At 68.0% G+C, this 26,131-nt stretch carries 24 protein-coding genes; 7 read left to right on the top strand and 17 right to left on the bottom strand.

The features are described from left to right. Positions 1-22 precede the first annotated feature (22 nt). A complete protein-coding gene (locus ACN22W_RS15145; RefSeq protein ID WP_048242730.1) occupies positions 23-418 on the bottom strand; it encodes an acyl-CoA thioesterase in 396 nt (131 codons plus the stop codon). A 175-nt stretch (positions 419-593) separates the two neighbouring features. On the opposite strand from ACN22W_RS15145, the gene ACN22W_RS15140 reads away from it, so the two are divergent. Next, complete coding sequence (locus ACN22W_RS15140; protein ID WP_419685305.1) at positions 594-2,465, top strand: ABCB family ABC transporter ATP-binding protein/permease; 1,872 nt, start codon at positions 594-596, stop codon at positions 2,463-2,465. Positions 2,466-2,559: 94 nt separating this feature from the next. Here ACN22W_RS15140 and murU read toward each other — a convergent pair whose 3' ends face one another. Next, the gene (murU, locus tag ACN22W_RS15135; protein ID WP_419685304.1) at positions 2,560-3,279 is read right to left on the bottom strand and encodes an N-acetylmuramate alpha-1-phosphate uridylyltransferase MurU; all 720 of its coding nucleotides are present in this window, start codon (positions 3,277-3,279) and stop codon (positions 2,560-2,562) included. Positions 3,280-3,310: 31 nt separating this feature from the next. Continuing rightward, on the bottom strand, positions 3,311-4,360 hold the full coding sequence (locus tag ACN22W_RS15130) for an aminoglycoside phosphotransferase family protein (RefSeq protein ID WP_419685303.1): 1,050 nt from the start codon (positions 4,358-4,360) through the stop codon (positions 3,311-3,313). Between the two features lie 212 nt (positions 4,361-4,572). On the opposite strand from ACN22W_RS15130, the gene ACN22W_RS15125 reads away from it, so the two are divergent. From ACN22W_RS15125 to rsmA, 4 genes are read left to right on the top strand one after another with little or no spacing between them, the layout of a single operon-like run. After that, complete coding sequence (locus tag ACN22W_RS15125) at positions 4,573-6,933, top strand: LPS-assembly protein LptD (RefSeq protein WP_419685302.1); 2,361 nt, start codon at positions 4,573-4,575, stop codon at positions 6,931-6,933. Between the two features lie 51 nt (positions 6,934-6,984). Then, positions 6,985-8,343 carry a peptidylprolyl isomerase gene (locus ACN22W_RS15120; RefSeq protein ID WP_419685301.1) on the top strand — a complete coding sequence of 453 codons (1,359 nt, stop codon included), beginning with the start codon at positions 6,985-6,987 and terminating at the stop codon, positions 8,341-8,343. Positions 8,344-8,354: 11 nt separating this feature from the next. Then, positions 8,355-9,344 (top strand): 4-hydroxythreonine-4-phosphate dehydrogenase PdxA, encoded by a 990-nt coding sequence (pdxA, locus tag ACN22W_RS15115; protein ID WP_419685300.1) that lies wholly within the window; start codon positions 8,355-8,357, stop codon positions 9,342-9,344. A gap of 49 nt (positions 9,345-9,393) precedes the next feature. After that, the gene (gene rsmA / locus ACN22W_RS15110; RefSeq protein WP_129512928.1) at positions 9,394-10,221 is read left to right on the top strand and encodes a 16S rRNA (adenine(1518)-N(6)/adenine(1519)-N(6))-dimethyltransferase RsmA; all 828 of its coding nucleotides are present in this window, start codon (positions 9,394-9,396) and stop codon (positions 10,219-10,221) included. A gap of 108 nt (positions 10,222-10,329) precedes the next feature. Here rsmA and ACN22W_RS15105 read toward each other — a convergent pair whose 3' ends face one another. After that, positions 10,330-11,265 (bottom strand): DMT family transporter, encoded by a 936-nt coding sequence (locus ACN22W_RS15105; RefSeq protein ID WP_419685299.1) that lies wholly within the window; start codon positions 11,263-11,265, stop codon positions 10,330-10,332. Between the two features lie 345 nt (positions 11,266-11,610). Between ACN22W_RS15105 and gloA the strand changes: the two genes are divergently transcribed. Beyond that, positions 11,611-12,000, top strand: a complete 390-nt coding sequence (gloA, locus tag ACN22W_RS15100) for a lactoylglutathione lyase (protein WP_419685298.1) — start codon at positions 11,611-11,613, stop codon at positions 11,998-12,000. 108 nt (positions 12,001-12,108) lie between these two features. Here gloA and ACN22W_RS15095 read toward each other — a convergent pair whose 3' ends face one another. The 5 genes from ACN22W_RS15095 to glyQ are packed head-to-tail and all read right to left on the bottom strand — an operon-like array spanning position 12,109 to position 17,551. Next, positions 12,109-12,996, bottom strand: a complete 888-nt coding sequence (locus tag ACN22W_RS15095; RefSeq protein ID WP_129512926.1) for a M48 family metallopeptidase — start codon at positions 12,994-12,996, stop codon at positions 12,109-12,111. A 46-nt stretch (positions 12,997-13,042) separates the two neighbouring features. After that, positions 13,043-13,807 carry a lysophospholipid acyltransferase family protein gene (locus ACN22W_RS15090; protein WP_343492397.1) on the bottom strand — a complete coding sequence of 255 codons (765 nt, stop codon included), beginning with the start codon at positions 13,805-13,807 and terminating at the stop codon, positions 13,043-13,045. 43 nt (positions 13,808-13,850) lie between these two features. Then, positions 13,851-14,414 (bottom strand): D-glycero-beta-D-manno-heptose 1,7-bisphosphate 7-phosphatase, encoded by a 564-nt coding sequence (gmhB, locus tag ACN22W_RS15085; RefSeq protein WP_129512924.1) that lies wholly within the window; start codon positions 14,412-14,414, stop codon positions 13,851-13,853. A gap of 10 nt (positions 14,415-14,424) precedes the next feature. Then, positions 14,425-16,524, bottom strand: coding sequence for a glycine--tRNA ligase subunit beta (gene glyS / locus ACN22W_RS15080; RefSeq protein ID WP_419685297.1), 2,100 nt, complete (start codon positions 16,522-16,524; stop codon positions 14,425-14,427). 22 nt (positions 16,525-16,546) lie between these two features. Then, positions 16,547-17,551: a glycine--tRNA ligase subunit alpha gene (glyQ, locus tag ACN22W_RS15075; protein ID WP_080970672.1), complete on the bottom strand. Its 1,005-nt coding sequence runs from the start codon at positions 17,549-17,551 to the stop codon at positions 16,547-16,549. Between the two features lie 263 nt (positions 17,552-17,814). On the opposite strand from glyQ, the gene ACN22W_RS15070 reads away from it, so the two are divergent. Then, on the top strand, positions 17,815-19,449 hold the full coding sequence (locus ACN22W_RS15070) for a hypothetical protein (protein ID WP_419685296.1): 1,635 nt from the start codon (positions 17,815-17,817) through the stop codon (positions 19,447-19,449). 49 nt (positions 19,450-19,498) lie between these two features. Here the strand turns inward: ACN22W_RS15070 and ACN22W_RS15065 are convergent, their stop codons facing one another. The 8 genes from ACN22W_RS15065 to ACN22W_RS15030 form a co-directional block, all read right to left on the bottom strand. Continuing rightward, entirely contained in the window at positions 19,499-19,777 is a 279-nt protein-coding gene (locus tag ACN22W_RS15065) for a hypothetical protein (protein WP_419685295.1), read from the bottom strand. Between the two features lie 66 nt (positions 19,778-19,843). Continuing rightward, positions 19,844-20,149: a class IIb bacteriocin, lactobin A/cerein 7B family gene (locus tag ACN22W_RS15060; RefSeq protein ID WP_419685294.1), complete on the bottom strand. Its 306-nt coding sequence runs from the start codon at positions 20,147-20,149 to the stop codon at positions 19,844-19,846. Between the two features lie 225 nt (positions 20,150-20,374). Beyond that, positions 20,375-22,039 carry an apolipoprotein N-acyltransferase gene (gene lnt / locus ACN22W_RS15055; protein WP_419685293.1) on the bottom strand — a complete coding sequence of 555 codons (1,665 nt, stop codon included), beginning with the start codon at positions 22,037-22,039 and terminating at the stop codon, positions 20,375-20,377. Positions 22,040-22,091: 52 nt separating this feature from the next. Further along, positions 22,092-22,979, bottom strand: a complete 888-nt coding sequence (locus tag ACN22W_RS15050) for an HlyC/CorC family transporter (protein WP_048242713.1) — start codon at positions 22,977-22,979, stop codon at positions 22,092-22,094. A 308-nt stretch (positions 22,980-23,287) separates the two neighbouring features. After that, entirely contained in the window at positions 23,288-23,437 is a 150-nt protein-coding gene (locus ACN22W_RS15045; RefSeq protein WP_164991970.1) for a hypothetical protein, read from the bottom strand. A gap of 70 nt (positions 23,438-23,507) precedes the next feature. Continuing rightward, positions 23,508-24,140 carry a gamma-glutamylcyclotransferase gene (locus ACN22W_RS15040; RefSeq protein ID WP_419685292.1) on the bottom strand — a complete coding sequence of 211 codons (633 nt, stop codon included), beginning with the start codon at positions 24,138-24,140 and terminating at the stop codon, positions 23,508-23,510. A 12-nt stretch (positions 24,141-24,152) separates the two neighbouring features. Continuing rightward, on the bottom strand, positions 24,153-24,929 hold the full coding sequence (gene ybeY, locus ACN22W_RS15035; RefSeq protein WP_419685291.1) for an rRNA maturation RNase YbeY: 777 nt from the start codon (positions 24,927-24,929) through the stop codon (positions 24,153-24,155). A 142-nt stretch (positions 24,930-25,071) separates the two neighbouring features. Continuing rightward, positions 25,072-26,115: a PhoH family protein gene (locus ACN22W_RS15030; RefSeq protein ID WP_129512917.1), complete on the bottom strand. Its 1,044-nt coding sequence runs from the start codon at positions 26,113-26,115 to the stop codon at positions 25,072-25,074. Positions 26,116-26,131: the final 16 nt, after the last annotated feature.

Genomic DNA, 26,131 nt, shown 5'->3' with positions numbered 1-26,131 from the left:
GCAGCAGAGCAGCGCTCGCCTGTCAGAGCGGCGGCAGTTGCCGCGGCTTGCGGTCCGGGCCGGTCGCGACGTACGTGAGCGTTGCTTCGGTGACCTTTACGACTTCGCCCATCAGGCGCATGCGCTGCGCGTACACCTCGACGTCGACCGTGATCGACGTGTTGCCGGTGCGCGTGATGGTCGCGTAGAAGCTCAGCAGATCGCCGACGAACACCGGCTGCTTGAACACGAACGAGTTGACCGCGACCGTCGCGACGCGGCCGTTCGCGCGCTGGCTCGCGGGGATCGAGCCGGCGATGTCGACCTGCGACATGATCCAGCCGCCGAACACGTCGCCGTGGACGTTCGCGTCGTGCGGTTGCGGGACGACGCGCAGCGCGGGCTGCATTTGCGGGAGGTCGAGGGTCGAATCGGTCATGGCGGGGGCTTTCATCCTGTAATAAATAGGCCACCGCGCGCAGGCTGGCCGGCGAGGCCGCCGGCAGCGGCGCGAAGCGGCTTCTGCGACAATACAACGTTCGCAAATTGTACGAGAAAGCGGGCGAGCCGGCCGCCGATGCACGCGTCCGGCGCAGCCGCCGATCCTTCCCCCCATGCGCCGATTTCCTGCTTCCGGTGAGCCCGCGCCGGCTTCGACCGGGCCCCGCAACGACTGGCAGACCATCCGGTCGCTGCTGCCGTATCTGGCCACCTACAAATGGCGTGTCGCGCTCGCGCTCGGCTGCCTGATCGGCGCGAAGGTCGCCAACCTTGGCGTGCCGGTCGTGATGAAGCGCATCGTCGACCACCTGTCGTCCGTGCAGCAGCTCACCGCGCTCGGCCGCGCCGAACAGTCGGCCGGCATCGTGCTCGCGGGCGGCGTCGGGCTGCTGGTCATCGCGTATGCGCTCGTCCGGCTGTCGACGTCGCTGTTTACCGAACTGCGCGAGATCCTGTTCTCGAAGGTCACCGAGAGCGCGGTGCGCCAGCTCGCGCTGCAGGTGTTCAGGCACCTGCACGGGCTGTCGCTGCGCTTCCATCTCGAGCGCCAGACGGGCGGCATGTCGCGCGACATCGAGCGCGGCACACGCGGCATCCAGCAACTGATCTCCTATTCGCTGTACAGCATCCTGCCGACGCTCGTCGAGGTCGGGCTCGTGCTCGGCTTCTTCGTGGTCAAGTACGAGGCCTATTACGCGTACGTGACGTTCGCGGCGCTGGCCACGTACATCGTGTTCACCGTGAAGGTCACCAACTGGCGCACGCACTTCCGCCGCACGATGAACGAGCTCGACTCGCGCGCGAACTCGCGGGCGATCGATTCGCTGATCAACTACGAGACGGTGAAGTATTTCGGCAACGAGGAGTGGGAAGCGCAGCGCTACGACGAGAACCTGAAGCGCTACCGGAAGGCCGCGATCCGCTCGCAGAATTCGCTGTCGGTGCTGAACTTCGGCCAGCAGGCGATCATCGGCACGGGGCTCGTGCTGATCCTGTGGCGCGCGACGCAGGGCGTGCTCGCGGGCAAGCTGACGCTCGGCGATCTCGTGCTGATCAACACGTTCATGCTGCAGCTCTATATTCCGCTGAATTTTCTCGGCGTCGTCTATCGCGAGCTGAAGCAGAGCCTCACCGACATGGACCGGATGTTCGGGCTGCTGTCGTCCGCGAAGGAAGTCGCGGACTTGCCCGATGCGCGGCCGCTCGCGGTGGCCGGCGCGCAGGTGCGCTTCGAGCACGTGAACTTCGCGTACGAGCCGGCGCGGCCGATCCTGCACGACGTGACGTTCACGATCGACGCGGGCACGACGACCGCGGTGGTCGGCCACAGCGGCTCCGGGAAGTCGACGCTGTCGCGGCTGCTGTTCCGCTTCTACGATCTCGACCGGCAGGCCGGCGGCGCGATCCGCATCGACGGCCAGGATATCCGCGACGTCACGCAGGACTCGCTGCGCGCATCGATCGGGATCGTGCCGCAAGACACCGTGCTGTTCAACGATTCGATCTACTACAACATCGCGTACGGCCGGCCGACCGCGACCCGCGACGAGGTGGTCGCGGCCGCGCGCGCCGCGCACATCCACGAATTCATCGAAAGCTTGCCGAAGGGCTATGACACGCCGGTCGGCGAGCGCGGGCTGAAATTGTCGGGCGGCGAGAAGCAGCGCGTCGCGATCGCGCGCACGCTGCTGAAGGATCCGCCGATCCTGCTGTTCGACGAGGCGACGTCGGCGCTCGATTCGCGCTCGGAACGCGCGATCCAGCACGAGCTCGACCAGATCGCGCGGCATCGCACGACGCTCGTGATCGCGCACCGGCTGTCGACGGTCGTGCACGCGCAGCAGATCCTGGTGATGGATCACGGGCGGATCGTCGAGCGCGGCACGCACGACGAACTCGTGCGCGCGGACGGACTGTATGCGCAGATGTGGGCGCTGCAGCAGCAGCGCGCGGCGGCGGGCGGCGAAGAGGCCGAGGCCGCGTAAGCGGCGGGGCTGCGCGCCGTGGCGCGCGGCAGGCAGGCGGCGGTCTGCCGGAAGGATGTGCGGGCGGCGCCGTGCCGGACCGTCCGTCGTTCGGTCAGTCCGCGGCGCGCAGCCGCGCGTCGAGCTCGCCGAGTTGCGCAGGCGTGCCGACGTTCTCCCAGATGCCTTCGTACAGTTCGCCGCTCGCGCGTCCGGCTTCGATCGTCGCGCGGAAGTACGGCGTCAGTGCGCGTCGCGTGCCGGGTGCGAGATCGCGGAACATGCGCGTGTCGTACAGGCCGATGCTGCCGAACGTGACGCGCTCGCCGCCGTCGAGCGACAGGCGCCCGTCGCCACCGAGCACGAAGTCGCCGGACGGATGGAACGGCGGATTCGGCACCATCACGAGATGCATCGCGGGCGCGTCGAGCGTCGACATGCGCGCTGCACGGACGGCGAGCTTGCCGTAATCGAACTCGGCGAACACGTCGCCGGCCACCGCGACGAACACCGTCGACCGCCCGTCGCGCTCCAGCAGCGGCAGCGCCTGCGCAATTCCGCCGGCGGTCTCCAGCGCGTCGCCCTCGGCCGAATACGCAATCCGCACGCCCCAGCGCGAACCGTCGCCGAGCGCGGCCTCGATCCGCTCGCCGAGCCAGGCGTGGTTGATCACTATCGTCTCGATGCCCGCACGCGCGAGCGCTTCGATCTGCCACACGATCAGCGGCTTGCCGCCCGCTTCGAGCAGCGGTTTCGGGTGGGTGTCGGTCAGCGGGCGCATCCGTTCGCCGCGCCCGGCGGCGAAGATCATCGCCGTGGTCAGGGTGTCGCTCATGTTCGGCTGGGTGTGGGGTCGGTCGGGACGGTCAGAACGTATAGCCGACGTCGGCCGGCGCGTTGCCCTCGAGCGCGTCGAGCAGCTTCGCGAACGGCACGAGCGGGCGGTAGCGCAGCGCGACCTTGCGCGCATACGTGACGAAGCGCGGCAGGTCGTTCAGGTAGTGCGGCTTGCCGTCGCGGTAATTGATGCGCGCGAACAGGCCGAGAACCTTGATGTGGCGCTGCAGGCCCATCCATTCGAGCTGGCGGTAGAACTCGCCGAAATCGGGGTCGACCGGCAGGCCGGCCTTTTTCGCCTTTTCCCAGTAGTACGCGAAGCAGTCGAGCTCGAACTCCTCGTCCCAACTGATGAACGCGTCGCGCAGCAGCGACACGACGTCGTACGTCAGCGGCCCGTAGACGGCGTCCTGGAAGTCGAGCACACCCGGGTTCGGCTCGCAGACCATCAGGTTGCGCGGCATGAAGTCGCGCAGCATGAAACCCTGCGGCTGCGCGTGCGCGCTGGCGACCAGCAGTGCGAAGGTGCGGTCGAGCGTGCCGCGCATCGCGTCGGTGACGGGCTTGCCGAGGTGGCGGCCGACGTACCACTCGGGCATCAGCTCCATTTCGCGGCGCAGGAACGCCTCGTCGAACGGCGGCAGCACGTCGGGCTTCGACGTGAGCTGGAAGCGGATCAGCGCGTCGAGCGCGTCGCGCATCAGCGGCTTCGCGGCGGCCGGGTTGGCCGGATCGAGCACCGAGATGTACGACGTGCGGCCGAGGTCCGTCACGAGCATGAAGCCCGCGTCGAAATCGTGGGCCAGCACGTCCGGCACGTGATCGCCGGCCGCGGCGAGCAATTGCGCGACCTGGACGAATTCGCGGCACTTCTCGGGCGGCGGCGCGTCGACGGCGATCAGCGTGCCGCCCGGGCTCGTGGCCGATGCGACACGGAAATAGCGGCGGAAACTGGCGTCCGACGACGCCGGCGCGAGGGTCGACAGGTCGAGGGCGTAGCGCTCGGCGAGCGGGTGCAGCCACGCGGTAAGCGCTTCGATGCGGGCGTCGGGCTGGGATGCGGCGGATGGGGGCGTCATGAAACTCGGGGGAGGGGAGAACGTCTTGCCATATAATACCCCACGACTTTTTTGACGCGCCCCGCGTCAGCTTCCGCCGTGCAGGCCCGCCGCCTGTCGCGCCGTCCGCCCGATCGCCTCCCCGGTTTGCGCTCAGCCGCAGTCGCGGTGCGACGGCGCGGCCCGCCGTGTGTGAAGGCGCGGTTGACAAGGGGCGATTCGCCAAACGATAGATGCCGCCCAAACCGCTATTCCCGAATGTTTTCCCCGGTGACGGGGCGCCGCGCAAACGGCGGCTCGCGCTCGCGCTCCTGGCCGTGCCCGGCCTCGTGCCGGCCGTGTCGTACGCGCAGCTGTCGGGCGCGGCCGCGCAGCCGCAGCCGCTCGACTCGCCGTGGGATCTGCGTCTCGCACCCCAGCTCGAGGATCATCCGCTGAAGGACGGCGCGAAGCCGGCCGCCTTCGTGATCGCCGACCACACGAGCGGCACGGCCGAGCAGGATCTTGCCGCGAAGGGTTCGGCCGAACTGCGGCGCGGTGAGGCCATCGTGAAGGCCGACGCGATCCACTACGATCAGGATACCGACATGGCCGATGCATACGGCCAGGTCAAGGTATTCAATTCCGGCACGTCGTTCGTCGGCCCCGAGGCGCATCTGAAGATCGAGGCGAACCAGGGTTTCATGACGGCGCCGAAGTATCACTTCAACATGACGGGCGGGTCGGGCAGCGCGGAGCGCGCCGACATGCTCGACAACGAGCGCTCGGTGTTCTTCAACGGCACCTACACCGCGTGCCAGTGCTCGACGAACCCCGCGTGGTACATCAAGGGCAGCCGCTTCGACTTCGATACGGGCGCCGACGAAGGCACCGTGCGCAACAGCGTGCTGTTCTTCCAGGGCGTGCCGATCTTCGCGAGCCCGTGGATGACGTTCCCGCTGTCGGGCGATCGGCGCAGCGGCCTGCTGCCGCCGACGTTCTCGGTGAACTCGAGCAACGGGTTCGAGCTGACGCTGCCGTACTACTTCAACATCGCGCCGAACCGCGACCTGACGCTCACGCCGCGCATCATCTCGCGGCGCGGCGTGATGACCGAGGCGACGTTCCGCTACCTGTCGCCGTCGTATTCGGGCACGTTTACGGCCAATTACCTGCCGGATGACCGGCTCGAGCACCGCAACCGCTACGCGATCTACTGGCAGCACCAGCAGAACTTCGGCGGCGGTTTCGGCGGCTACATCTACTACAACAAGGTCTCGGACAACACCTATCCCGAACAACTGGGTTCGTCGAACCAGTTCATCAACGGGACGCAGACGCTGTACCAGCAGGAAGCGGGCCTTACGTACAACAACGGCCCGTGGTCGGTGCTTGCGCGCTACCAGCACTGGCAGACGCTGCCGCCGTCGATCGCGCCGTACAGCCGCGAGCCGCAGTTGAACGTGAAGTACACGAAGTACAACGTCGGCGGCTTCGACTACGGCGCGGAGGCCGACTATTCGCGGTTCCGCATCACGACGGCCGATGCGACCGAAGGCGACCGGATCGTCTTCAACCCGTACATCGCGTATGGCGTGTACGGCCCCGGCTACTTCGTCGTGCCGAAGGTCCAGTACCACTTCGCGTCGTACGACCTGAACTACCTGTCGTCGAAAACGCCGAACAGCCCGAAGCGCTTCACCGAGTCGATCCCGACCGTCAGCTTCGATACGGGCCTGATCTTCGACCGCTCGGTGCACCTGTTCGGCCAGGACTTCATCCAGACCCTCGAGCCGCGCCTGTACTACGTGTACACACCGTACCGCGACCAGTCGAACGCGCCGCTGTTCGACACTGCGGAATCGGACTTCGGCCTCGCGGAGATCTACCAGCCGAACACGTTCGTCGGCAACGACCGGATCGCCGATGCGAACCGGATCACGGCCGGCCTCACGTCGCGCTTCATCGACCCGCGCACCGGCGACGAGCGTGCGCGTTTCGTGATCGCGCAGCAGTACTACTTCGCCGATCAGCGCGTCACGCTGAATTCCGGCCAGACCGCCGCACAGGCGCGCCACTCGGACCTGATCGTCGGCGCCTCGCTGAAGCTCGGCTCGGGCTTCATGTCGGAGACGGCGTTCCAGTACAACCAGAACAACAACCAGCTCGCGAAGTCGAGCATCGGTTTCGGTTACAGCCCGGGCGAGCGCCGCGTGATCAACGTCGGCTACCGCTATACGCGCGCGACCCCCACGCTCGACGGCCTGCCGATCAACCAGTTCCTGGTGTCCGCGCAATGGCCGCTCACGCGCCGCCTGTATGCGATCGGCCGCTTCAACTTCGATCTCGCCGGCGATCGCGTGGTCGACGGTCTGCTCGGCTTACAATACGACGCGGATTGCTGGGCGCTCGGGGTCGGCGTGCAGCGGGCTGCGAACGGCATCAATTCGTCGGGACAGCAGAGTTCGTCGACGCGTTTCATGATGCAGCTCACGCTCAAGGGGTTGTCGACCATCGACAACGGCCTCGTGTCCGCATTCCGCGCCGGGGTGGCTGGCTACACGCCGTTACCGCCGCCGCCGCCGCCGATGTCCCGCTTCAGCAACTACGAGTAACGCCGGCTTGTCTGCACCGGTCAGCACGATTTCAATGGAGTTTCAGTGGCAATGAAGAAAAACCTTCGTTTCGCGGCAGTCGTGTCCAGCCTCGCCGCGTCCGCCGTGCTGCTCGCCGCCGCGCCGGCCGCGGCGCAGGCGCTCGGTTCGCAGGGTGCGCAGCTCGCCGACGAAGTCGTCGCGGTCGTCAACAACGACGTGATCACGAGCCGCGAACTCGACCAGCGCGCCGGCCTGATCGCGCGCCGCCTGCAGCAGCAGAACGCGCCGGTGCCGCCTGACGACCAGTTGCGCGCACAGGTGCTGAACCAGATGGTGCTCGAGCGGATCCAGGTGCAGAAGGCCAAGGACGACGGAATCCGCATCGACGACGCGACCGTGCAGTCCACGCTGCAGCGTCTCGCGCAAGCGAACGGGATGACGCTCGACCAGTATCGCGCGCGTCTCGAGGCGCAAGGCGTGCCGTGGAGCATCTTCACGAGCGATGCGCGCACCGAGCTGATGCTGTCGAAGCTGCGCGAGCGCGAGGTCGACGGCAAGATCACCGTGTCGGACGCCGAAGTCGCGAACTACATCGCGAGCCAGCGCGGGCCGAACGCGGCCCAGCAGCAGGACCTGCGCTTCCAGCACATCTTCATCAAGGCGCCGACCAACGCGCCGCAGGCCGACATCGACGCAGCGCAGAAGAAGGCCGAAGCGCTGCTGCAGCAGGCGAAGTCGGGCGCCGATTTCGAGCGGCTCGCGAAGAACAATTCGGAAGCGAACGACGCGAAGAAGGGTGGTGATCTCGGCTTCAAGGCGCCGAGCACGCTGCCGCCCGAAGTCGTCGATGCCGCCTCGAAGCTGCGCCCGGGCGAGGTCAACCCGACGCTGATCCGCGTGCCGGACGGCTTCGAGATCGTGCGTCTCGTCGACCGCCGCCAGAGCCAGGGCGCGACGGCCGCGGCGCCGAAGATCGTCCAGACGCACGTGCGCCACATCCTGCTGCGCGTGGGCGAGGGCAAGTCGGAAGGCCAGGCGCGCCAGCAACTGGTCGACATCCGCAAGCAGGTCGAGGCCGGCGGCGATTTCGCGAAGTTCGCGCGTACCTACTCGCAGGACGGTTCGGCGTCGCAGGGCGGCGATCTCGGCTGGATCAGCCCGGGCGAGACCGTGCCGGAATTCGAGCGTGCGATGAACAACCTGCAGGACGGCCAGATCAGCCAGCCGATTCGTACCGAATACGGCTACCACCTGATCCAGGTGCTGAACCGCCGCGACGCGGAAGGCTCGGTGCAGCAGCAGATGGACATCGCGCGCCAGGCGATCGGCCAGCGCAAGGCCGAGCAGGCGTATGCCGACTGGCTGCGCGAGCTGCGCGATTCGTCGTACGTTCAGTACAAGATCGGCGGCGCCGGTCCGGCGAACTGAGCGAGCTTCGGATGACCACGCCCGCGCTGCAGATCGCGATCACGACTGGCGAACCCGCGGGAGTCGGCCCGGAGCTGACCGTGCAGGCGCTGCGTGACGCCGCGCAGCGCTGGCCCGACGCGCATTTCATCGTGCTCGGCGATGCGGCGCTGCTCGACGCGCGTGCGGCAGCCGTCGGCGCCGACCGCACCACGCTTGCCGGTGGCGGGCAGGTGTCGGTCGCGCATTGCGCGCTCGCCGTCCCCGCTCAGGCGGGCAAGCTCGACGCGGCGAACGGCCGGTACGTGCTCGGGCTGCTGGACGCGGCGATCGACGGCGCGCTGGCAGGCCGGTACGACGCGATCGTTACCGCGCCGCTGCAGAAGAGCACGATCAACGATGCGGGCGTGCCGTTTACCGGCCATACCGAATACCTGGCGGAACGCACGCATACGCCGCGTGTCGTGATGATGCTGGCGGGCACCGGCGACAAGCCGCTGCGCGTCGCGCTCGCGACGACGCACCTGCCGCTGAAGGACGTGTCGGCCGCGCTGACGATCGACGGGCTCGTCGAGACGCTCGCGATCATCGATCGCGACCTGCGGCGCGACTTCGGTCTTGCCGCGCCGCGCATCCTCGTGACGGGCCTCAACCCGCACGCGGGCGAGAACGGTTATCTCGGCCGCGAGGAGATCGACGTGATCTCGCCGGCGCTGACCCGCGCGCAAGCACAGGGCATCGACGCGCGCGGCCCGTATCCGGCCGACACGCTGTTCCAGCCGCGCCATCTCGCGGACGCCGATTGCGTGCTCGCGATGTTCCATGACCAGGGTTTGCCCGTGCTGAAATACGCGACGTTCGGCGAGGGCATCAACGTGACGCTCGGGCTGCCGATCATCCGTACGTCGGTCGATCACGGCACCGCGCTCGATCTGGCCGGCACGGGCCGCGCGGATCCGGGCAGCATGATTGCCGCGCTCGACACGGCCGTCACGATGGCGCGCCATCGCCGCGCCGCCTGACGCGGCCCGGCCTCACCTCATTCGTCGTATTTTTCGCTTTACTCAGTCGATGTCGAACAGCAGACAGCACCAAGGCCACTTCGCGCGCAAGCGCTTCGGGCAGAACTTCCTCGTCGATCACGGCGTGATCGACTCGATCGTCTCGACGATCGGCCCCGCGCGCGGCCAGCGCATGGTCGAGATCGGCCCCGGGCTCGGCGCGCTGACCGGGCCGCTGATCGAGCGTCTCGCGACGCCCGAGGCGCCGCTGCATGCGGTCGAGCTCGACCGCGACCTGATCGGGCGCCTGCAACAGCGCTTCGGCGCGTTGCTCGAGCTGCACGCGGGCGACGCGCTCGCGTTCGACTTCCGGTCGCTCGCGGTGCCCGGCGACAAGCCGTCGCTGCGGATCGTCGGCAACCTGCCGTACAACATTTCCAGCCCGTTGCTGTTTCACCTGATGACGTTCGCCGATGCGGTCATCGACCAGCATTTCATGCTGCAGAACGAAGTCGTCGAACGGATGGTCGCGGAGCCGGGCACGAAGGCGTTTTCGCGGCTGTCGGTGATGCTGCAGTACCGCTACGTGATGGAAAAGATGCTCGACGTGCCGCCGGAATCGTTCCAGCCGCCGCCGAAGGTCGATTCGGCGATCGTCCGGATGATTCCGTACGAGCCGCACGAACTGCCCGACGTCGATCCCGTGCTGCTCGGTGAAATCGTCACCGCCGCGTTTTCGCAGCGTCGCAAGATGCTGCGCAATACGCTCGGCGACTACCGCGAGACGATCGATTTCGATGCGCTCGGCTTCGACCTCGCGCGCCGTGCGGAGGACGTGAGCGTGGCCGAATACGTCGGCGTCGCGCAGGCGCTCGCGGCGCTGCGCAAGGCCGGGTAACGCACGTCGCCCGAGCCGGAGCGGAAGTATCGACGAGGCTGCCCGACGGGGCAGCCTTTTTTATTGCATGCGTGCCGTTCGCACGTCGGGGCGGGCCGCCGCCCGCCGTCACGCCCGCCTGCGCGGCGGCGCGTTGACCAGCGCGATGCCGGTCAGCACGAGCGCGGCCGCGGACATGAAACGCCAGCCGACCGATTCGCCGAGCAGCAGTACGCCGAACGCGACGCCGAACAGCGGCGACAGGAACGTGAACACGGACAGCCGCGACGCGCTGTAGCGCGTCAGCAGCCAGAACCACGACAGGTAGCTGACGAACGCGACGATCACCGACTGGTACGCGAGGCTCGCCACCGCTATCGGCGTGACGTGCGCGAACGATACCTGGCCGAACAGCGCGGCGAGCGCGACCAGCACGACGGCGGATACCGCGAGCTGGTAGAACAGCGTCTTGCTCGCGCTTGCGCGCGCGAGCGCCGTCGAGCGCACGACGACCGTCGTCGCGGCCCACATCGCACCGCCGAGAATGCCGAGCGCGTCGCCGGCCAGCCCCGCCAGCACGGATGCGCCGGGCGCGCGCGGCTTCAGGAAGCCGTCCGCGAACGCGAGCGCGATGCCGGCGAACGCGAGGCCGACGCCGACCCACTGCGTGCGCTGCAGCCGTTCGCCCGGCGCGAACAGGTGCAGCCCGAGCGCGGTGAAGCACGGTGCCGTGTACAGGAAGATCGCCATGTGCGACGCGCTCGTCAGCGTCAGCCCGAAGAACACGCAGACGAATTCGCCGGCGAACAGCGTACCGGCCGCGAGGCCCGCGCGGAACGTGCCGTCCGCCTGGAACAGTGGCGTGCCGCGCGCGCGGGTCCAGCCGCACAGCAGCATCGCGGCGATCACCGAGCGCAGCCCGGCCTGGAACATCGGCGCGATCGCGGCGTTGGTGCTCTTGATCGCGACCTGCTGGAAGCCCCAGATCGCGCACAGCAGCAACATCAGGCCGACGGCGCGCGTGTCGAGCGCGCGGCGCACGGGGGCGGCGGCGAGTGCGGTCATCGGCGCACCTCGCCGGTCCGGCACGGCGGCCGCGAGGTCGGGTGAGCGGCGCGTCCGGCGCGCTCGAAGGGGCGGTTTCGCACGGCAGTGTGGCTGAATGGGAAGGTGGTCGCGTTCGGGGCGTGGGCCGCATGCCCGCTTTTGGTGCGAAGTGGAGGGATGTTACCCGATCGGCGGGGGAGCAGGGGGGAGCCAGGTTGTGCTGTTGGTCGCTGCGGCGCTCGCGCTCGCGGATATCGAACCGCTGCGCGGTATCGGTCGCTGCCGGCCGGGCGTCCCCGGCGAAGTTCACCCGTCTCTGGTAGAGTTTCCGGTTCTGGAAAGGCCCCCACAGGAGTACAAGACATGCGTTTGCTGCATACGATGCTGCGAGTCGGCGATCTCGACCGCTCGATCAAGTTCTACACCGAATTGCTCGGCATGAAGCTGCTGCGTCGCGAGGATTATCCGGAAGGCAAGTTCACACTCGCGTTCGTCGGCTACGAAGACGAAAGCAAGGGCACCGTGATCGAGCTGACCCACAACTGGGACACGCCGTCCTACGATCTCGGCAACGGCTTCGGCCACCTGGCGGTGGCGGTGGAGGATGCCTACGCGGCGTGCGAGAAGATCAAGGCGCAAGGCGGCAAGGTCACGCGCGAAGCGGGCCCGATGAAGCACGGCACGACCGTGATCGCGTTCGTCGAGGATCCGGACGGCTACAAGATCGAGTTCATCCAGAAGAAGGCGCACTGAGCGCCGGATGAACGCACCGCGGCGCGCGATGCGCGCGGCGGTGGCGTCAACGGGCGGTGCGGGGTGACCCGCATCGCCCGTTCGCGTTTACGGCAAGGCCGGCGGGCGTTACAGCGACGGCAGCAGCTCGGGCGGATGATGCTTGAGCGTGTGCCGTGCCTCGCGGAACTCGGGGAAGATCGACTCGACGGTCTGCCAGAAGGCCGGGCTGTGGTTCATCTCGCGCAGGTGCGACAGCTCGTGCGCGACGACGTAGTCGATGATCGACATCGGGAAATGGATGAGCCGCCAGTTCAGGCGGATCTTGCCGTCGCTCGAGCAACTGCCCCAGCGCGTCGCGGCCGACGACAGCGCATACATCGAATACGTGACGCCGAGCATTTCCGCATAGACCGCGAGGCGTTCGCCGAAGATCCGCTTGGCCTCGCCCTGCAGCCAGCCCTGCACGCGATCCTTGATCTGCTGCATGTCGGCCTGCACGGGCAGCGGCAGCGAGAGCCGCAGCGCTTCGGCATCGAATGCGACGGCGCCCGCGCCGAGCGCGATCGTCACTGTCTTGCCGAGATACGGAAGCTGCGCGCCGTCGCGCCAGTCGATCTGCGGCAGCGCGCGCTGCTCGGTGCGCGTCTTCCACTCGGCGAGCTTCGCGAAGATCCAGCGTTGTTTCTCGGAGATCGCGGCCTCGATGTCGGCGAGCGTGACCCAGCGCGGTGCGGTGATCGACAGCCCGCTGCCGTCGATCGTGAAGCCGATCGTGCGGCGCGCCGAGCGCTTCAGGCGGTATTCGAGCACGCGGCTGTCGAGGGCGAACGTGCGCACGCGCGAGCGGTCGGGTGCCGGGCCCGGATCGAGAGGCGCTGCGGGCGCCGCTTCGGGCGGCGCCGGCGGTTTGGCGGGCGCCGACGGTGCGGCGGCCGGCCCGTCGAAGAGCGGCAGATCCATCTGGCGATGATCGAGGGCCACGACGGCTGGCCGTGGCCGCGGACGCTGTTTCATCAGTTCGCTTCTTGTTGTCGTATGCAACGGCTGCAATCCGCGGGATTCAGACGCGCGCGGCATCGCGCGTGCCTGCATTGCCCGCCTGGCGATAGGAGTCGGGATCGATGCGGCGCATTTCCGCTTCGATCCATGCTTCGACCTGCGAGTTCAATGCATCGGGCGTCAGCCCCTCGACGGGGATCGGCTTGCCGATCGACACGGTGACGACGCCAGGGAATTTCGTGAACGAGTTGCGCGGCCACACCCGTCCTGCATTGTGCGCGATCGGCACGACGGGCGCGCCGGTTTCGATCGCGAAGCGTGCGCCGCCCGTCTTGTACTTGCCCTGCTTGCCGACCGGCGTGCGCGTGCCTTCGGGGAACATGATCATCCACGCGCCTTCCGACAGGCGCTTCTTGCCCTGGCGGATCACCGAGGTGAACGCGTTCTTGCCTTCCTTGCGGTTGATGTTGACCATGTGCAGCAGCCCGAGCGCCCAGCCGAAGAACGGCACGTACAGCAGCTCGCGCTTGAACACGTAGCAGAGCGGCTTCGGCATCAGCGCCGGAAACGCGAGCGTTTCCCACGCGGACTGATGCTTCGACAGCAGCACGGCCGGGCCGTCGGGCAGGTTGTCCATCCCTTCGATCCGGTAGTGGATGCCGTTCAGCCAGCGCACGACCCACAGCGTCGACTTGCACCAGCCGGCCGCCATCCAGTAGCGCGCGTCGGGGCGCATGAACGGGAACGCGATGAAGCACGCGGTGGCGTACGGCACCGTGTATACGATGAAGTAAATCAGCAGCAGCAGGGAGCGGACGAAGCGCATCGGCGTGGGTCTGGCGTTAGGGAGGATGCGCGCGGCGGCTGCATCACTCGTGTTCGTGTGAAAGAAAATCGAGCGCGAACGCGCGCAGGTCGTCGTGGACCTTCGTGCCGGGCGGCAAATTGCCCGCGGCGAGCGTTTTCTTGCCCTTGCCGGTCAGCACGAGGTGCGGCTGGAAGCCGACCGCGACGCCGGCCTGCAGGTCGCGCAGCGAATCGCCGACGACCGGCGTGTGATCGGGATCGATCTCGAAGCGTTCGGTGATCATCTGCATCATGCCGGGATTCGGCTTGCGGCAGTCGCAGTGATCCTCGGCCGTGTGCGGACAGAAGAACACCGCGTCGATGCGCGCGCCGACCGCGGCCGCCGCGCGATGCATCTTCAGGTGCATCTCGTTGAGCGCGGCCATGTCGAACAGCCCGCGACCGATGCCGGACTGGTTGGTCGCGACCACCACGCGATAGCCTGCGTGGTTGAGCCGGGCGATCGCCTCGAGGCTGCCGGGCAGCGCGATCCATTCGTCGGGCGTCTTGATGAACGCATCCGAATCGACGTTGATCACGCCGTCCCGGTCGAGGACGACGAGCTTTCGGTTGGGGCTGGTCGGCATCGTGCGGCCCTTATGCGGCGAGCTTCGAGATGTCGGCGACGCAGTTCATCTGCTGGTGCAGCGCGGACAGCAGTGCGAGACGGTTCGCTCGCAGCGCCGGATCCTCCGCGTTGACCATCACGTCGTTGAAGAACGTGTCGACCGGCACGCGCAGCGCGGCGAGCGCCGACAGCGCGCCCGTGTACGCACGCGCCTCGAGCTGCGACTGCACGTGCGGCGTCACGGCCGTGAGCTGTTCGTGCAGCGCTTTCTCGGCGGGCTCGACGAGCAGCGCCGGCTGCACCGCGCCGTTCGCGCCGCCTTCCGACTTCTTCAGGATGTTCGAGATCCGCTTGTTCGCGGCCGCGAGCGCTTCGGCTTCCGCGAGGCGCGTGAACTCGCGCACCGCGTCGAGGCGCGCGACGAGATCGTCGACGCGCGTCGGGTTCAGGCTCAGCACCGCGTCGACCTCACCGGCCGAATAACCGCGCTCGCGCAGCAGGCCGCGCAGGCGATCGATGAAGAACGCGAAGATGGCGTCGGTCGATTCGGCCACGCCCGGCACGCCTTCGAAGCGCGCATGGGTCGTGCGCAGCAGCGACACGAGATCGAGCGGCAGCTGCTTCTCGAGCAGCAGGCGCAGCACGCCGAGCGCGTGACGGCGCAGCGCGAACGGATCCTTCTCGCCGGTCGGCGCGAGGCCGATGCCCCAGATGCCGACGATCGTCTCGAGCTTGTCGGCGAGCGCGACGGCGGTCGACACGGGCGTGGTCGGCAGCGCGTCGCCGGAGAAGCGCGGCTGGTAATGCTCGGCGCATGCGAGGGCGACGTCGTCGGCTTCGCCGTCGTGGCGCGCGTAGTACGTGCCCATCGTGCCCTGCAGTTCCGGGAACTCGCCGACCATGTCGGTCAGCAGGTCGGCCTTCGCCAGGCGCGCGGCACGCTGCGCGTGCGCGGCGTCGGCGCCGATCGCGGGCGCGATCTCGCCGGCCAGCGCCTCGAGGCGCTCGACGCGCGCGAGCGCCGAACCGAGCTTGTTGTGATACACGACGTTCGCGAGCTGCGGCACGCGGTCGGCGAGCGGCTTCTTCTTGTCCTGCTCGAAGAAGAACTTCGCATCGGCGAGGCGCGGGCGCACGACGCGCTCGTTGCCTTCGATGATCTCGCCGGGCGTCTTGGTCGCGATGTTCGACACGATCAGGAAGCGCGAGCGCAGCTTGCCTTCGACGTCGGTCAGCGCGAAATACTTCTGGTTCGTCTGCATCGTGAGGATCAGGCATTCCTGCGGAACCTGCAGGAATTCGTCCTCGAAGCGGCACGGGTAGACGACCGGCCATTCGACCAGCGACGTCACTTCGTCGAGCAGCGATTCGGGCATCACGACCGTGTCGCCGTTCGCGTGTTCGTTCAGCTGCGTGCGGATCGTTTCGCGGCGGTCGACGAAGTGCGCGATCACGCGGCCCTTGTCGCGCAGCGTGTCGGCATACGCGCTCGCGTGCTGGATCGCGACGAGGCCGTCGGACAGGAAGCGATGGCCGAGCGTGGTGTCGCCGGCGTCGATGCCGAACGCGGTGACGGGCACGACGCGATCGTCATGCAGCACCGTGAGGCGATGCACGGGGCGCACGAACTTCACGTCGGAGCCGTCCGGGCGCTGGTAGGTCATGAACTTCGGGATCGGCAGCTTCGCGAGCGTTTCGTCGAGCGCGGCCTGCAGGCCGTCGGCGAGCGTCGCGCCGGCTGCCGAATAGTTGACGAAGAACGCTTCGGCCTTGCCGTCCTGCGCGCGCTCGAGATCGGCGATCGACAGGTTCGGGTGGCCGAGCGCCGCGAGCTTCTTCGCGAGCGGGGCCGTCGGCTTGCCTTCCGCGTCGAGCGCGACCGATACGGGCAGGACCTTTTCGCGGACCTGCTTGTCCGGCGCGACGGCGCGCACGTTCTGCACGACGACGGCGAGGCGGCGCGGCGTGGCGTAGCGTTCGAACACGAGTTCGCCTTCGACGAGGTCGCGCGCCGCGAGGCGTTGCGCGAGACCTTCGGCGAATGCGTCGCCGAGGCGCGCGAGGGCCTTCGGCGGCAGCTCTTCGGTCAGCAGTTCGACGAGCAGGGGGGCGGGATGATTGTGCGTCATGTTTGGAATAAATCTCGTCTCGTCAGTCCTGATCGATCTTGCGTTCGACCTTGAGCGGCGGCGCCCATGCCGGTTGCGCGGCTTCCTGGGCATCGGTGGTGAGGCCCGGCACGCCCGGCGGGTTGCCGAGCATCGGGAAGCCGAGCTTCTCGCGCGAGTCGTAATAAGCCTGTGCGACGAGACGCGACAGCGCGCGGATGCGGCCGATGTACGCCGCGCGCTCGGTCACCGAGATCGCGCCGCGCGCATCGAGCAGGTTGAACGTGTGGCCGGCCTTCAGCACGAGTTCGTACGCGGGCAGCGCGAGCTGCGCGTCGATCATCCGCTTCGCTTCGGCTTCGTAGCTGTTGAAGAACGTGAACAGCAGATCGACGTTCGCGTGCTCGAAGTTGTAGGTCGACTGCTCGACCTCGTTCTGGTGGTAGACGTCGCCATACGACAGGCGGCGCAGCTCGGGGCCGTTCGGGCCTTGCTCTTCCCACTCGGTCCACACGAGGTCGTACACGTTCTCGACCTTCTGCAGGTACATCGCGAGGCGCTCGAGGCCGTACGTGATTTCGCCGAGCACGGGCTTGCATTCGAGGCCGCCGACTTCCTGGAAATACGTGAACTGCGTGACTTCCATCCCGTTGAGCCACACTTCCCAGCCGAGGCCCCACGCGCCGAGCGTCGGGTTTTCCCAGTCGTCCTCGACGAAGCGCACGTCGTTCTGCTTCAGGTCGAAGCCGAGCGCTTCGAGCGAGCCGAGGTACAGGTCGAGGATGTTCTCCGGCGCCGGCTTGAGCACGACCTGGTACTGGTAGTAGTGCTGCAGGCGGTTCGGGTTCTCGCCGTAGCGGCCGTCCTTCGGGCGGCGCGACGGCTGCACGTAGGCGGCGCGCCACGGCTCGGGGCCGACCGCGCGCAGGAACGTGTGGACGTGCGACGTGCCCGCGCCGACTTCCATGTCGATGGGTTGGAGCAGAGCGCAACCCTGCTTGTCCCAGTAGGACTGCAGCGTCAGGATGATTTGCTGAAACGTAAGCATGAAGAGCCTTCGTGGCGCTGGCGCTCCGTTGCGGGCGGCGCTCCGGGCGGGCCCGGAGGGTCGGCTCGCGCGGCGGCGCGGCTTGTTAGTGTGCTGAAACGCGTAATTTTACCGGATCGGCGGCCGGATGCGGCCGGAACGCGGCAGAAGGCACCGTTGCGCGTGTTCGGGCCGTACGTTCCGCGCCGCTTCGCGCGGGCGTTAAGATGCGCATATTGCGGCGCGCGACGCGTGCCGCGCCACCGCTTGCCGATCCCGATTGCATGGACGACTCGACCGACATCCTCATTCCGCTGCTTCCGCCATTCCTCGCGCTGCTCGGGCAGGCCGCCGATGCGCAGGCGCGCGGCGAGCGCGCCGCGCACGATCTGTGGCTCGCCGCCGCCGCCCATCTGCATGCGGTCGACGCCGATGCGCTCGCGCAGCTCACGGTGGCGCTCGTCGCGCGGCAGCGCGTGGCCGACGCGCTCGCGCTCGCCGAATGCGCGGCGCGCGTGCGGCCGGGCGCGGCCGCGCACTTCAATCACGGCTACGCGCTGCAGATGGCCGGCCGTCACGCGGACGCCATCGCACCGTACCGCGCCGCGCTGGCGGTCGATGCCGGCTGGCCGTCGCTGCGCAACAACCTCGCGATCGCGCTGCGGCTGTCGGGCGGCGACCGCGCGGAGGAGATCGCGCTGCTCGATGCGGCCGTGATTGCCGATCCGCGCGACGTGCAGGCGTGGATCAACCTCGTCGTCGCGCGGATCGCGACGCACGACCTGGACGGCGCGCTCGCGTGTGCCGCGCGGCTCGCGGACCTCGCGCCCGACAACGGACTCGCGATGAACAACGTCGCGATGGCGATGAAGGAGGCGCAGCGCTGGGACGATGCCGAGCGTTACGCGGCACGTGCGTGCGAGCTGGCGCCCGACGATGCGTCGTTCCGTTTCAATCTCGCGATCATCCAGCTCGTGCGCGGCAATTACGCGGCCGGCTGGCGCGGCCACGAGGCGCGCTGGGACGGCGCGGGCGAACTGCGCGGCCGCCGGCCGGTGCTGCCGGGCCCGCGCTGGCAGGGCGAGCCGCTCGCGGGCAAGACGCTGCTCGTGTGGGGCGAACAGGGGCTCGGCGACGTACTGCAGTTCAGCCGCTTCGTCGCGCCGCTCGCCGAGCGCGTGCATCGCGAGGGCGGCCGGCTCGTGTGGAATACGTTTCCGCAGGTGGGCACGCTGATGCAGCGCAGCCTCGGCGCGCATGCGGATGCGTTCGGCGCGGGCGGCGGCGTCGACGTGCTGCCCGCATTCGATTACGAAGTGCCGCTGATCGGCCTGCCGCTGATGCTCGGCATGGAGAACGAGACGCTCGGATCGTCGGTGCCGTACCTGCGGGCCGATCCGCGCGCAAGCGATGCGTGGCGCGCGCGGCTCGCGGGCGACGGCCGGCTGAAGGTCGGGCTCGTGTGGACGGGCAGTGCGGGCCACCAGCGCAATCCGTTCCGGCGCGTCGGGCTCGAGCGTTATGCCGATGCGTTCCGCGGGATCGACGGCGTCGCGTTTCATTCGCTGCAGCCGGGCGCGCATGCGGATGTCGCGGCGGCGCGCGCGGCCGGCTTCGCGATCGAGGACTGGACGGCGGAACTGACGAGCTTCGACGATACGGCCGCATTCATCGGCGCGCTGGATCTGGTGATTACCGTGTGCACGTCGGTCGCGCACCTGTCGGGCGCGCTCGGCGCGCGCACCTGGGTGCTGCTCGACGTGAATCCGCACTGGCCGTGGCTGCTCGAGCGCCGCGACAGCCCGTGGTACCCGACCGCGACGCTGTACCGGCAACGGACGTTCGGTGCGTGGGAGCCGGTGATGGGCGACGTGACGCGGGATTTGCGGTGTCTCGCGGACAACAGGCCCGCGGATTGACAGGTGTAGTGCGTTGGCCAGCGGACCAGGATCGCAAACGCGTCGGCGTTCATTGATCGGCGTCGATGGTTTTCGATTTGCGCCGGTGGAAATGCATCAGGGCGAACATCAGGAGACCCATGAATAGCCCTAATCCTGCAGACAGCAGAGCGACGAACGTCCAGCTTCGCTGCGGCGCATCGGAGGGCGTGGCCAATGGCAGGCCGATGGCGGAAATGAGTGTGAACGAGAGAAAGGTGAGCAAGAACGCACGCATCGGTTTCGTGCGTTGTTGCTGAAAACGGGCTTCCATCGCGCCGGCGACGAAGCTGACCAGGAGCTCGAGCATGTGGTTTTTCAGGGGCTTTCATCGCGTCGCGCGCGGCGACGCGATGAAAGCAATCACCCGCCTGTATTACCAGCCTTTATATCCGGAATACTGGCCGAGGCCCAAATTGGTACCCGCCATGCCGGGACGCCATGCGAGATTTGCGGCAAGTCCGCCGCCGGATGCAACCATAAGCGCACCGCCCGTTGCACCGACCGCGGCACCTGTGCCGGCGGCCCAGGCTGCGCCTTGCCATGTCATCGGCTTACTGGAGAAAAATTGGCCGCCGGCATACATGGCCAATCCTCCGAGCGCACCAGGAATCATTCCGACCGGGCCTAATCCTCCCGACACGTTACGAATTTCGTTTTCCGACAGAACTTGCATCGTCATTTGCTTACCCTCGAATCGAGTTGGGTGGGTATCGCGTCCGATACGCACCCGGGAGAAGGCGCCTGATTGCTTTGCTGTCGGAAACCTTACTGTCGTCGGCGGTGCGGTGCAATGACTTGATCAAATCGAGATGGATTCGTCATCGATCGATTTTCTCGTTATTCCTTGTCATGTGTGGTGGGGGACACGTCCGGGGCCGGACATCGCATGCTGGCGTCCGTGGACCTAGTTCGACCGCCGGCGCAGCCCGGGCCCGAACGTGAAGCCGAACGCGAGCAGCACGAACGACACCGCGAGCACGATGTTGTTGCCGCTCGTCACGTAGGGCGTGAAGCCGCTGGTGCCTTCGATCCGCACGTCGAGCGAGCCGATCGTGAACGGCTTCAGCTGACCGAGCACGCGGCCGTGCGCGTCGATCGCGGCCGTCATCCCCGTGTTGGTCGAGCGCAGCATCGGCCGGCCCGTCTCGAGCGAGCGCATCCGCGCGATCTGCAGGTGCTGGTCGAGCGCGATCGTGTCGCCGAACCACGCGAGGTTCGTCACGTTGACGAGCACGCCGGGCGGCTGCGGATTGTCGCGGATCGTCGCGGCGATTTCCTCGCCGAACAAGTCCTCGTAGCAGATGTCGGCCATCACGGGCTGGTTGTGCACCAGGAACGGCTTCTGCACGGGCGCGCCACGCGCGAAATCGCCGAGCGGCATCTTCATCAGGTCGACGAACCACCGGAAGCCCCACGGAATGAATTCGCCGAAGGGCACGAGGTGGTGCTTGTCGTAGTGATAGATGTCGCGCGAGTTCGGCGTCACGCCGTACAGGCTGTTCGTATAGTCGACGTAACGACCGTCCTCGGTCACCGACGCGCCGACCGCGCCGAACAGCACGGCCGAGCCCGTCGTGTCGCTGAACTTGCGGATCGCGACGGCGAACGGCTCGGGCAGCTCCTGGATCATCACCGCGATCGCGGTCTCGGGCGTGACGATCAGGTCGGCCGGCTTCTCGATGATCATCTGCTGGTACATCTTGATCGCCGCGTCGATGCCCGCTTCCTCGAACTTGATGTCCTGCTTCACGTTGCCTTGCAGCAGCCGCACGGTGAGCGGCGCGTTCGCGGGCACGGTCCACGTGACCTGCGACAGCCCGAGGCCGGCCGCGACGAGCGCGACGGCGATGCCGGCCGGCGCGGCAATGCGCACGCGCGCGTTGCCGCCGGCGCCGCTTTCATGCGCGTCCGACGTGCGCGCGGCGGCGAGCGCCTGCACGACCAGCGCGGCGAACAGCGCGAGGACCCAGGCGATCCCGTACACGCCGACGATCGGCGCGAAGCCCGCGAACGGGCCGTCGACCTGCGGGTAGCCGCTCGCGAGCCACGGGAAGCCGGTGAACAGGGTGCCGCGCAGCCATTCACTGAAAGCCCACGCGCTCGCGAACGCGAATGCGCCGTGCCAGGTCGGCGAGAACGGCCGCGGGTCGGGTTCGCGGCGATGCCACGCATGGCCCGCGCAGAACGACCACAGCCCGGCCGAGAACGCCGGGTACAGCGACAGGTACAGCGAGAACAGCACGAGCGCGCCGCCCGCGAGCGGCGCGGCCATCTCGCCGTACACGTGCATGCTGATGTAGAGCCACCAGATGCCGCTGATGAAGTTGCCGAAGCCGAACGCGCCGCCCGTGAGCGCCGCGCCGCGCCAGCTCGACGTGCGCGTCAGTTGCGCGAAAAACCAGACGAATACGACGAGTTGCAGCCAGCCGCCGTGCGGCGTCGGTGCGAAGCTGAGCGTATTGGCCGCGCCGGCGAGCAGCGCGGCCGGGTAGTGCCAGCGCGGCAGCGCGCGGCCGGGCGCCGGCGCGAGAAGGCCGCCAGCCGGGCGGGACGGGATCGGATCGTCCATGTGAAGCGGAAGTGGGCGAGCGGTTGAAGGAAACGCGGCTGGCGCGGGACGCTCAGTCCTCGTGCGAGGTTTCGGCGCGACGGCTGGTGAGCGGGTTGCGACGCACCAGCAGCACATGGACCTGGCGCGCATCGCCGCGCTGGATCTCGAACACGAGGTTGCCGAGCTGCAGTTTCTCGCCGCGGTGCGGCACGCGTCCGAAATGATGGGTGATCAGGCCGCCGATCGTATCGACCTCGTCGTCGGGGAAATCGGTGCCGAACACGTCGTTGAACTGTTCGATCTCGGTGAGCGCGCGCACGCGGTAGCGGCCGTCCGGCCCCGAGATGATGTTGCCGGCTTCCTCGTCGAAGTCGTATTCGTCCTCGATGTCGCCGACGATCTGTTCGAGCACGTCCTCGATCGTGATCAGCCCCGCGACGCCGCCGTATTCGTCGACAACGATCGCCAGGTGGTTGCGGTTCACGCGGAAGTCGTGCAGCAGCACGTTCAGGCGCTTCGATTCCGGAATGAACACGGCCGGGCGCAGCATCCCGCGCACGTCGAATTCTTCTTCGGCATAGAAGCGCAGCAGATCCTTCGCGAGCAGCACGCCGATGACGTTGTCGCGGTTCTCTTCGTACACGGGGTAGCGCGAGTGCGCCTTCTCGAGGACGAACGGGATGAAATCCTCGGGCTTGTCCGCGATGTTGATCGCGTCCATCTGTGCGCGCGGCACCATGATGTCGCGGGCGCACAGATCGGATACCTGGAACACGCCTTCGATCATCGACAGCGAGTCGGCGTCGATCAGGTTGCGTTCGTGGGCGTCCTGGAGGATTTCCAGCAGCTCGCCGCGGGATTCGGGCTCGGGCGAGATGAAGTCGGTCAGGCGCTCGAGCAATGAGCGCTTTTCTTGCGGTTTGTCGGTTGGCTTACGACTGGGATACGAATCGTTCATGGTGGTGCGCCCGGGTCATGCCGGGGCGCGCTGTCACGGAGTAGGCAAGGATACACCAAGGGCACGACGCGACCGTGTCACACCGGCCGCACGGCCAGGGTGGGCAGCTCGCGCGGGCCCCGCTCGCGGACGGCCGCGCCGGGCGCGACATCGTCCTTGTGCCCATCCTATCTCAGAAAAGGCCGGCGGCGCAGCAGCGGCAAAAAACGGGTGCGGGAAGAGCGGGCCGGTATGACGCGCAAGGGCGCCCGGCCGGCCGGGCGGCGCCGGCGGCATTCTGCCGCATGCGATCGCGTTCGGCGCGCGGCTCAGAACCGCATGCCGGCCGAGCAGCCGCCGGCGGCTCCGCCGTTGCTCGCGGCGCCGCCGCAGCCGAATATTCCGCAGCCGGACAGCGCGACGCTCGCGGCGACGAGCAGCGCGGCGATCTTGCAGCGCGACCAAGGTGACGGTTTCATCGGCAGGGGCCTCGTTCGAATCAGCGGGGAGTGCGGCATCGGGTGGCGGCAAGCCGGGCGGCGCGAGGCGTCACCGGCATCGCGCGAGCAGCCCTTCCAGCGCGCGATCGGGGATGCCGCTCGCGCGCAGCGCGTCGACCGTGCGACTCACGTAGTCGAGCGTCGTGCCGTAGCGGCCGGCCGCGCAACTGAAGACCTCCTTTACGACGGGATCCGACAGCTTGCCCGTATAGGTCGGTACGTCGCGGCGCATCACGAACGCGAGCGCGTTCACGCGTTCGCCGTTCTCGAGCGAGCACGGCAGCCACGCGGGCCGATACGACCCCATCGGCATCTCGCGCTTCCACAGCGTCTCGAGGTGCGGCTGCGCGGTCGGGCCCGCGAGCCGGAACGCAATGCCCGAGCACGAGCCGCCGCGATCGAGCGCAAGCACGAGGCCCGGACGTTCGGGCGTGCCGCGGTTCACGCGCGACCACAGGTACAGCCCGCGATGGTAGCCGTGCACCTTGCCGCGCACGGCGGCAATGGTCGGCAAGCCCGGGTTCCAGATCAGCGAGCCATAACCAAACAGCCAGAGGTCCTGCCGGCCGTCCCAGTCGCGCATCGTGTGCGCGAGCGATGTCGCGAGCTCGTCTTCCGTCAGCAGCCGCCCGTCGCCGATCGACGGCGGGTAGGCGGGCGGGAGCATCGCGGCGTTGCGCATCGGGCGACTGACTTACTGATACGGATTCGGGAAGCCCAGCTTCGCGAGGATGTCGACTTCGAGCGCTTCCATCTCGGCCGCGTCCTCGTCGCTCGTCTCGTGGTCGTAGCCCTGCGCGTGCAGCGCGCCGTGCACCAGCAGGTGCGCGTAGTGGGCCGCGAGCGGCTTGCCCTGGTCGCGCGCTTCCTTCTCGACGACCGGGCAGCACAGCACGAGGTCGCCGATCACGGTGCCGTCGGGCGCCGCGTCGTATGCGAAGGTCAGCACGTTGGTCGGGTAGTCCTTGTGGCGGTAGCCGTCGTTCAACGTGCGGCCTTCCACTTCGCCGACGAAGCGCACGGTGAGCTGCGCGCTGGCGAACAGCGCCGGCTCGATCCATTCGGCGATCAGCTTGCGCTTGGGCAGCGTCTTGCGCACGTCGCTCGTGATCTCGTCGCCATACTGCACGGACAGGTCGAGTTCCAGCTCGAGCAGCTCGTCGTCGGTTTCGTCTTCGCGCGGCGCGGGCTCGGCACCCACGTGCAGCGTCACGCTGTCGTAGTGTTCAGGCTGCAGCGCGAGCTTCGCGCGCATCGCCGGATCGTTGTGCTGAGCGACGATCGCGACGGCCGCGTCGCCCGAGCTGCCCGACAGGTCGAACATCAGGCTGCGACCGTCCGGGAAGTCGATCCGCAGCCCTTGCGCGTTGACGGTCCGGGCCTTGCCCTTCGCATCGAACAGCGAAAGACGGGGAGATTCGGGCGCGGCGGACTGGGCGCGCCCGGACTTGCGAGAACGGGAGGATTTCATGACGCGTGCGGCGATTGGGACGCGTTGAGGATACACCAAACGGCCGATCGCACCCGAATTCGCGCGGGCGAAAAAAAGCCCGGCGCGCCGTCTGGCGGGCCGGGCCGGGGAGCCGGGGCAGCGCGCGGGCGCCGCCGGCCGGTCAGCCGTCCTGGTGCTGAGCGTGGAATTCGTCGTACGCCTCGACGATGCGCGCGACGAGCGGATGGCGCACGACGTCCGCGCTCGTGAAGCGCGTGAGCGCGATGCCGCGCACGCCGCTGAGTACCTGCTGCGCCTCGACGAGCCCGCTCTTGTGGCCGCGCGGCAGGTCGACCTGGCTCGTGTCGCCGGTCACGACCGCCTTCGAGCCGAAGCCGATCCGCGTGAGGAACATCTTCATCTGCTCGGGCGTGGTGTTCTGCGCCTCGTCGAGGATGATGAACGCGTGGTTCAGCGTGCGGCCGCGCATGTACGCGAGCGGCGCGATCTCGATCATCTGGCGCTCGAACATCTTCGCCGTCTTGTCGAAGCCGAGCAGGTCGTACAGCGCGTCGTACAGCGGCCGCAGGTACGGGTCGACCTTCTGCGCGAGGTCGCCCGGCAGGAAGCCGAGCCGTTCGCCGGCCTCGACGGCCGGGCGCGTCAGCACGATCCGCTTGACCTGGTCGCGCTCGAGCGCGTCGACCGCGCAAGCGACCGCGAGGTAGGTCTTGCCGGTGCCGGCCGGCCCGATGCCGAGCGTCACGTCGTGCGACAGGATCTGCTTCAGGTATTCGCGCTGCGCGGGCGTGCGGCCGCGCAGGTCGGCGCGTCGCGTGTAGAGCTTCGGCCCCTGCTCTTCGAGCGCCTCGTCGTCGAGCTGCACGACCGGCTCGTCGAACGGATGATCGGGGTCGCCGCGGAAGCGCACGTCGAGCGTGGTCTCGCGGCCGTTGCCGGCGGTGTGGCGCACTTCGACCAGCGCGAGCTGGATGTCGTCGACCGACAGCGGATCGCGCGCGCGGTTGTAGAAGTTGTCGAGTGCCGCGAGCGCGAGCTTGGCGCCGCGCCCGCGGATCGTGATCCGGTGGCCGCGTCGCGACAGCGTCACGTCGAGCGCCTGTTCGATCTGCCGCAGGTTTTCGTCGAGCGGGCCGCAGAGATTGGCGAGGCGCGCGTTGTCGTCGCGCGGCGCGATGAATTCCAGGGGTTGGGTGGTCTTCAAAGTGGCGTCGGGCTCC

Source organism: Burkholderia theae, assembly GCF_048565265.1.
Classification (GTDB): Bacteria; Pseudomonadota; Gammaproteobacteria; order Burkholderiales; family Burkholderiaceae; genus Burkholderia; species Burkholderia theae.
The sequence above is the reverse complement of the archived record's forward strand: the minus strand, read 5'-3'. Positions and strand labels throughout refer to the sequence as shown.

Excerpts from the sequence above, each read along its gene's own strand:
- ACN22W_RS15145 (WP_048242730.1), bottom strand. The coding sequence starts at position 418 with ATGACCGATTCGACCCTCGACCTCCCGCAAATGCAGCCCGCGCTGCGC.
- ACN22W_RS15140 (WP_419685305.1), top strand. The coding sequence starts at position 594 with ATGCGCCGATTTCCTGCTTCCGGTGAGCCCGCGCCGGCTTCGACCGGG.
- murU (WP_419685304.1), bottom strand. The coding sequence starts at position 3,279 with ATGAGCGACACCCTGACCACGGCGATGATCTTCGCCGCCGGGCGCGGC.
- ACN22W_RS15130 (WP_419685303.1), bottom strand. The coding sequence starts at position 4,360 with ATGACGCCCCCATCCGCCGCATCCCAGCCCGACGCCCGCATCGAAGCG.
- ACN22W_RS15125 (WP_419685302.1), top strand. The coding sequence starts at position 4,573 with ATGCCGCCCAAACCGCTATTCCCGAATGTTTTCCCCGGTGACGGGGCG.
- ACN22W_RS15120 (WP_419685301.1), top strand. The coding sequence starts at position 6,985 with ATGAAGAAAAACCTTCGTTTCGCGGCAGTCGTGTCCAGCCTCGCCGCG.
- pdxA (WP_419685300.1), top strand. The coding sequence starts at position 8,355 with ATGACCACGCCCGCGCTGCAGATCGCGATCACGACTGGCGAACCCGCG.
- rsmA (WP_129512928.1), top strand. The coding sequence starts at position 9,394 with ATGTCGAACAGCAGACAGCACCAAGGCCACTTCGCGCGCAAGCGCTTC.
- ACN22W_RS15105 (WP_419685299.1), bottom strand. The coding sequence starts at position 11,265 with ATGACCGCACTCGCCGCCGCCCCCGTGCGCCGCGCGCTCGACACGCGC.
- gloA (WP_419685298.1), top strand. The coding sequence starts at position 11,611 with ATGCGTTTGCTGCATACGATGCTGCGAGTCGGCGATCTCGACCGCTCG.
- ACN22W_RS15095 (WP_129512926.1), bottom strand. The coding sequence starts at position 12,996 with ATGAAACAGCGTCCGCGGCCACGGCCAGCCGTCGTGGCCCTCGATCAT.
- ACN22W_RS15090 (WP_343492397.1), bottom strand. The coding sequence starts at position 13,807 with ATGCGCTTCGTCCGCTCCCTGCTGCTGCTGATTTACTTCATCGTATAC.
- gmhB (WP_129512924.1), bottom strand. The coding sequence starts at position 14,414 with ATGCCGACCAGCCCCAACCGAAAGCTCGTCGTCCTCGACCGGGACGGC.
- glyS (WP_419685297.1), bottom strand. The coding sequence starts at position 16,524 with ATGACGCACAATCATCCCGCCCCCCTGCTCGTCGAACTGCTGACCGAA.
- glyQ (WP_080970672.1), bottom strand. The coding sequence starts at position 17,551 with ATGCTTACGTTTCAGCAAATCATCCTGACGCTGCAGTCCTACTGGGAC.
- ACN22W_RS15070 (WP_419685296.1), top strand. The coding sequence starts at position 17,815 with ATGGACGACTCGACCGACATCCTCATTCCGCTGCTTCCGCCATTCCTC.
- ACN22W_RS15065 (WP_419685295.1), bottom strand. The coding sequence starts at position 19,777 with ATGCTCGAGCTCCTGGTCAGCTTCGTCGCCGGCGCGATGGAAGCCCGT.
- ACN22W_RS15060 (WP_419685294.1), bottom strand. The coding sequence starts at position 20,149 with ATGACGATGCAAGTTCTGTCGGAAAACGAAATTCGTAACGTGTCGGGA.
- lnt (WP_419685293.1), bottom strand. The coding sequence starts at position 22,039 with ATGGACGATCCGATCCCGTCCCGCCCGGCTGGCGGCCTTCTCGCGCCG.
- ACN22W_RS15050 (WP_048242713.1), bottom strand. The coding sequence starts at position 22,979 with ATGAACGATTCGTATCCCAGTCGTAAGCCAACCGACAAACCGCAAGAA.
- ACN22W_RS15045 (WP_164991970.1), bottom strand. The coding sequence starts at position 23,437 with ATGAAACCGTCACCTTGGTCGCGCTGCAAGATCGCCGCGCTGCTCGTC.
- ACN22W_RS15040 (WP_419685292.1), bottom strand. The coding sequence starts at position 24,140 with ATGCGCAACGCCGCGATGCTCCCGCCCGCCTACCCGCCGTCGATCGGC.
- ybeY (WP_419685291.1), bottom strand. The coding sequence starts at position 24,929 with ATGAAATCCTCCCGTTCTCGCAAGTCCGGGCGCGCCCAGTCCGCCGCG.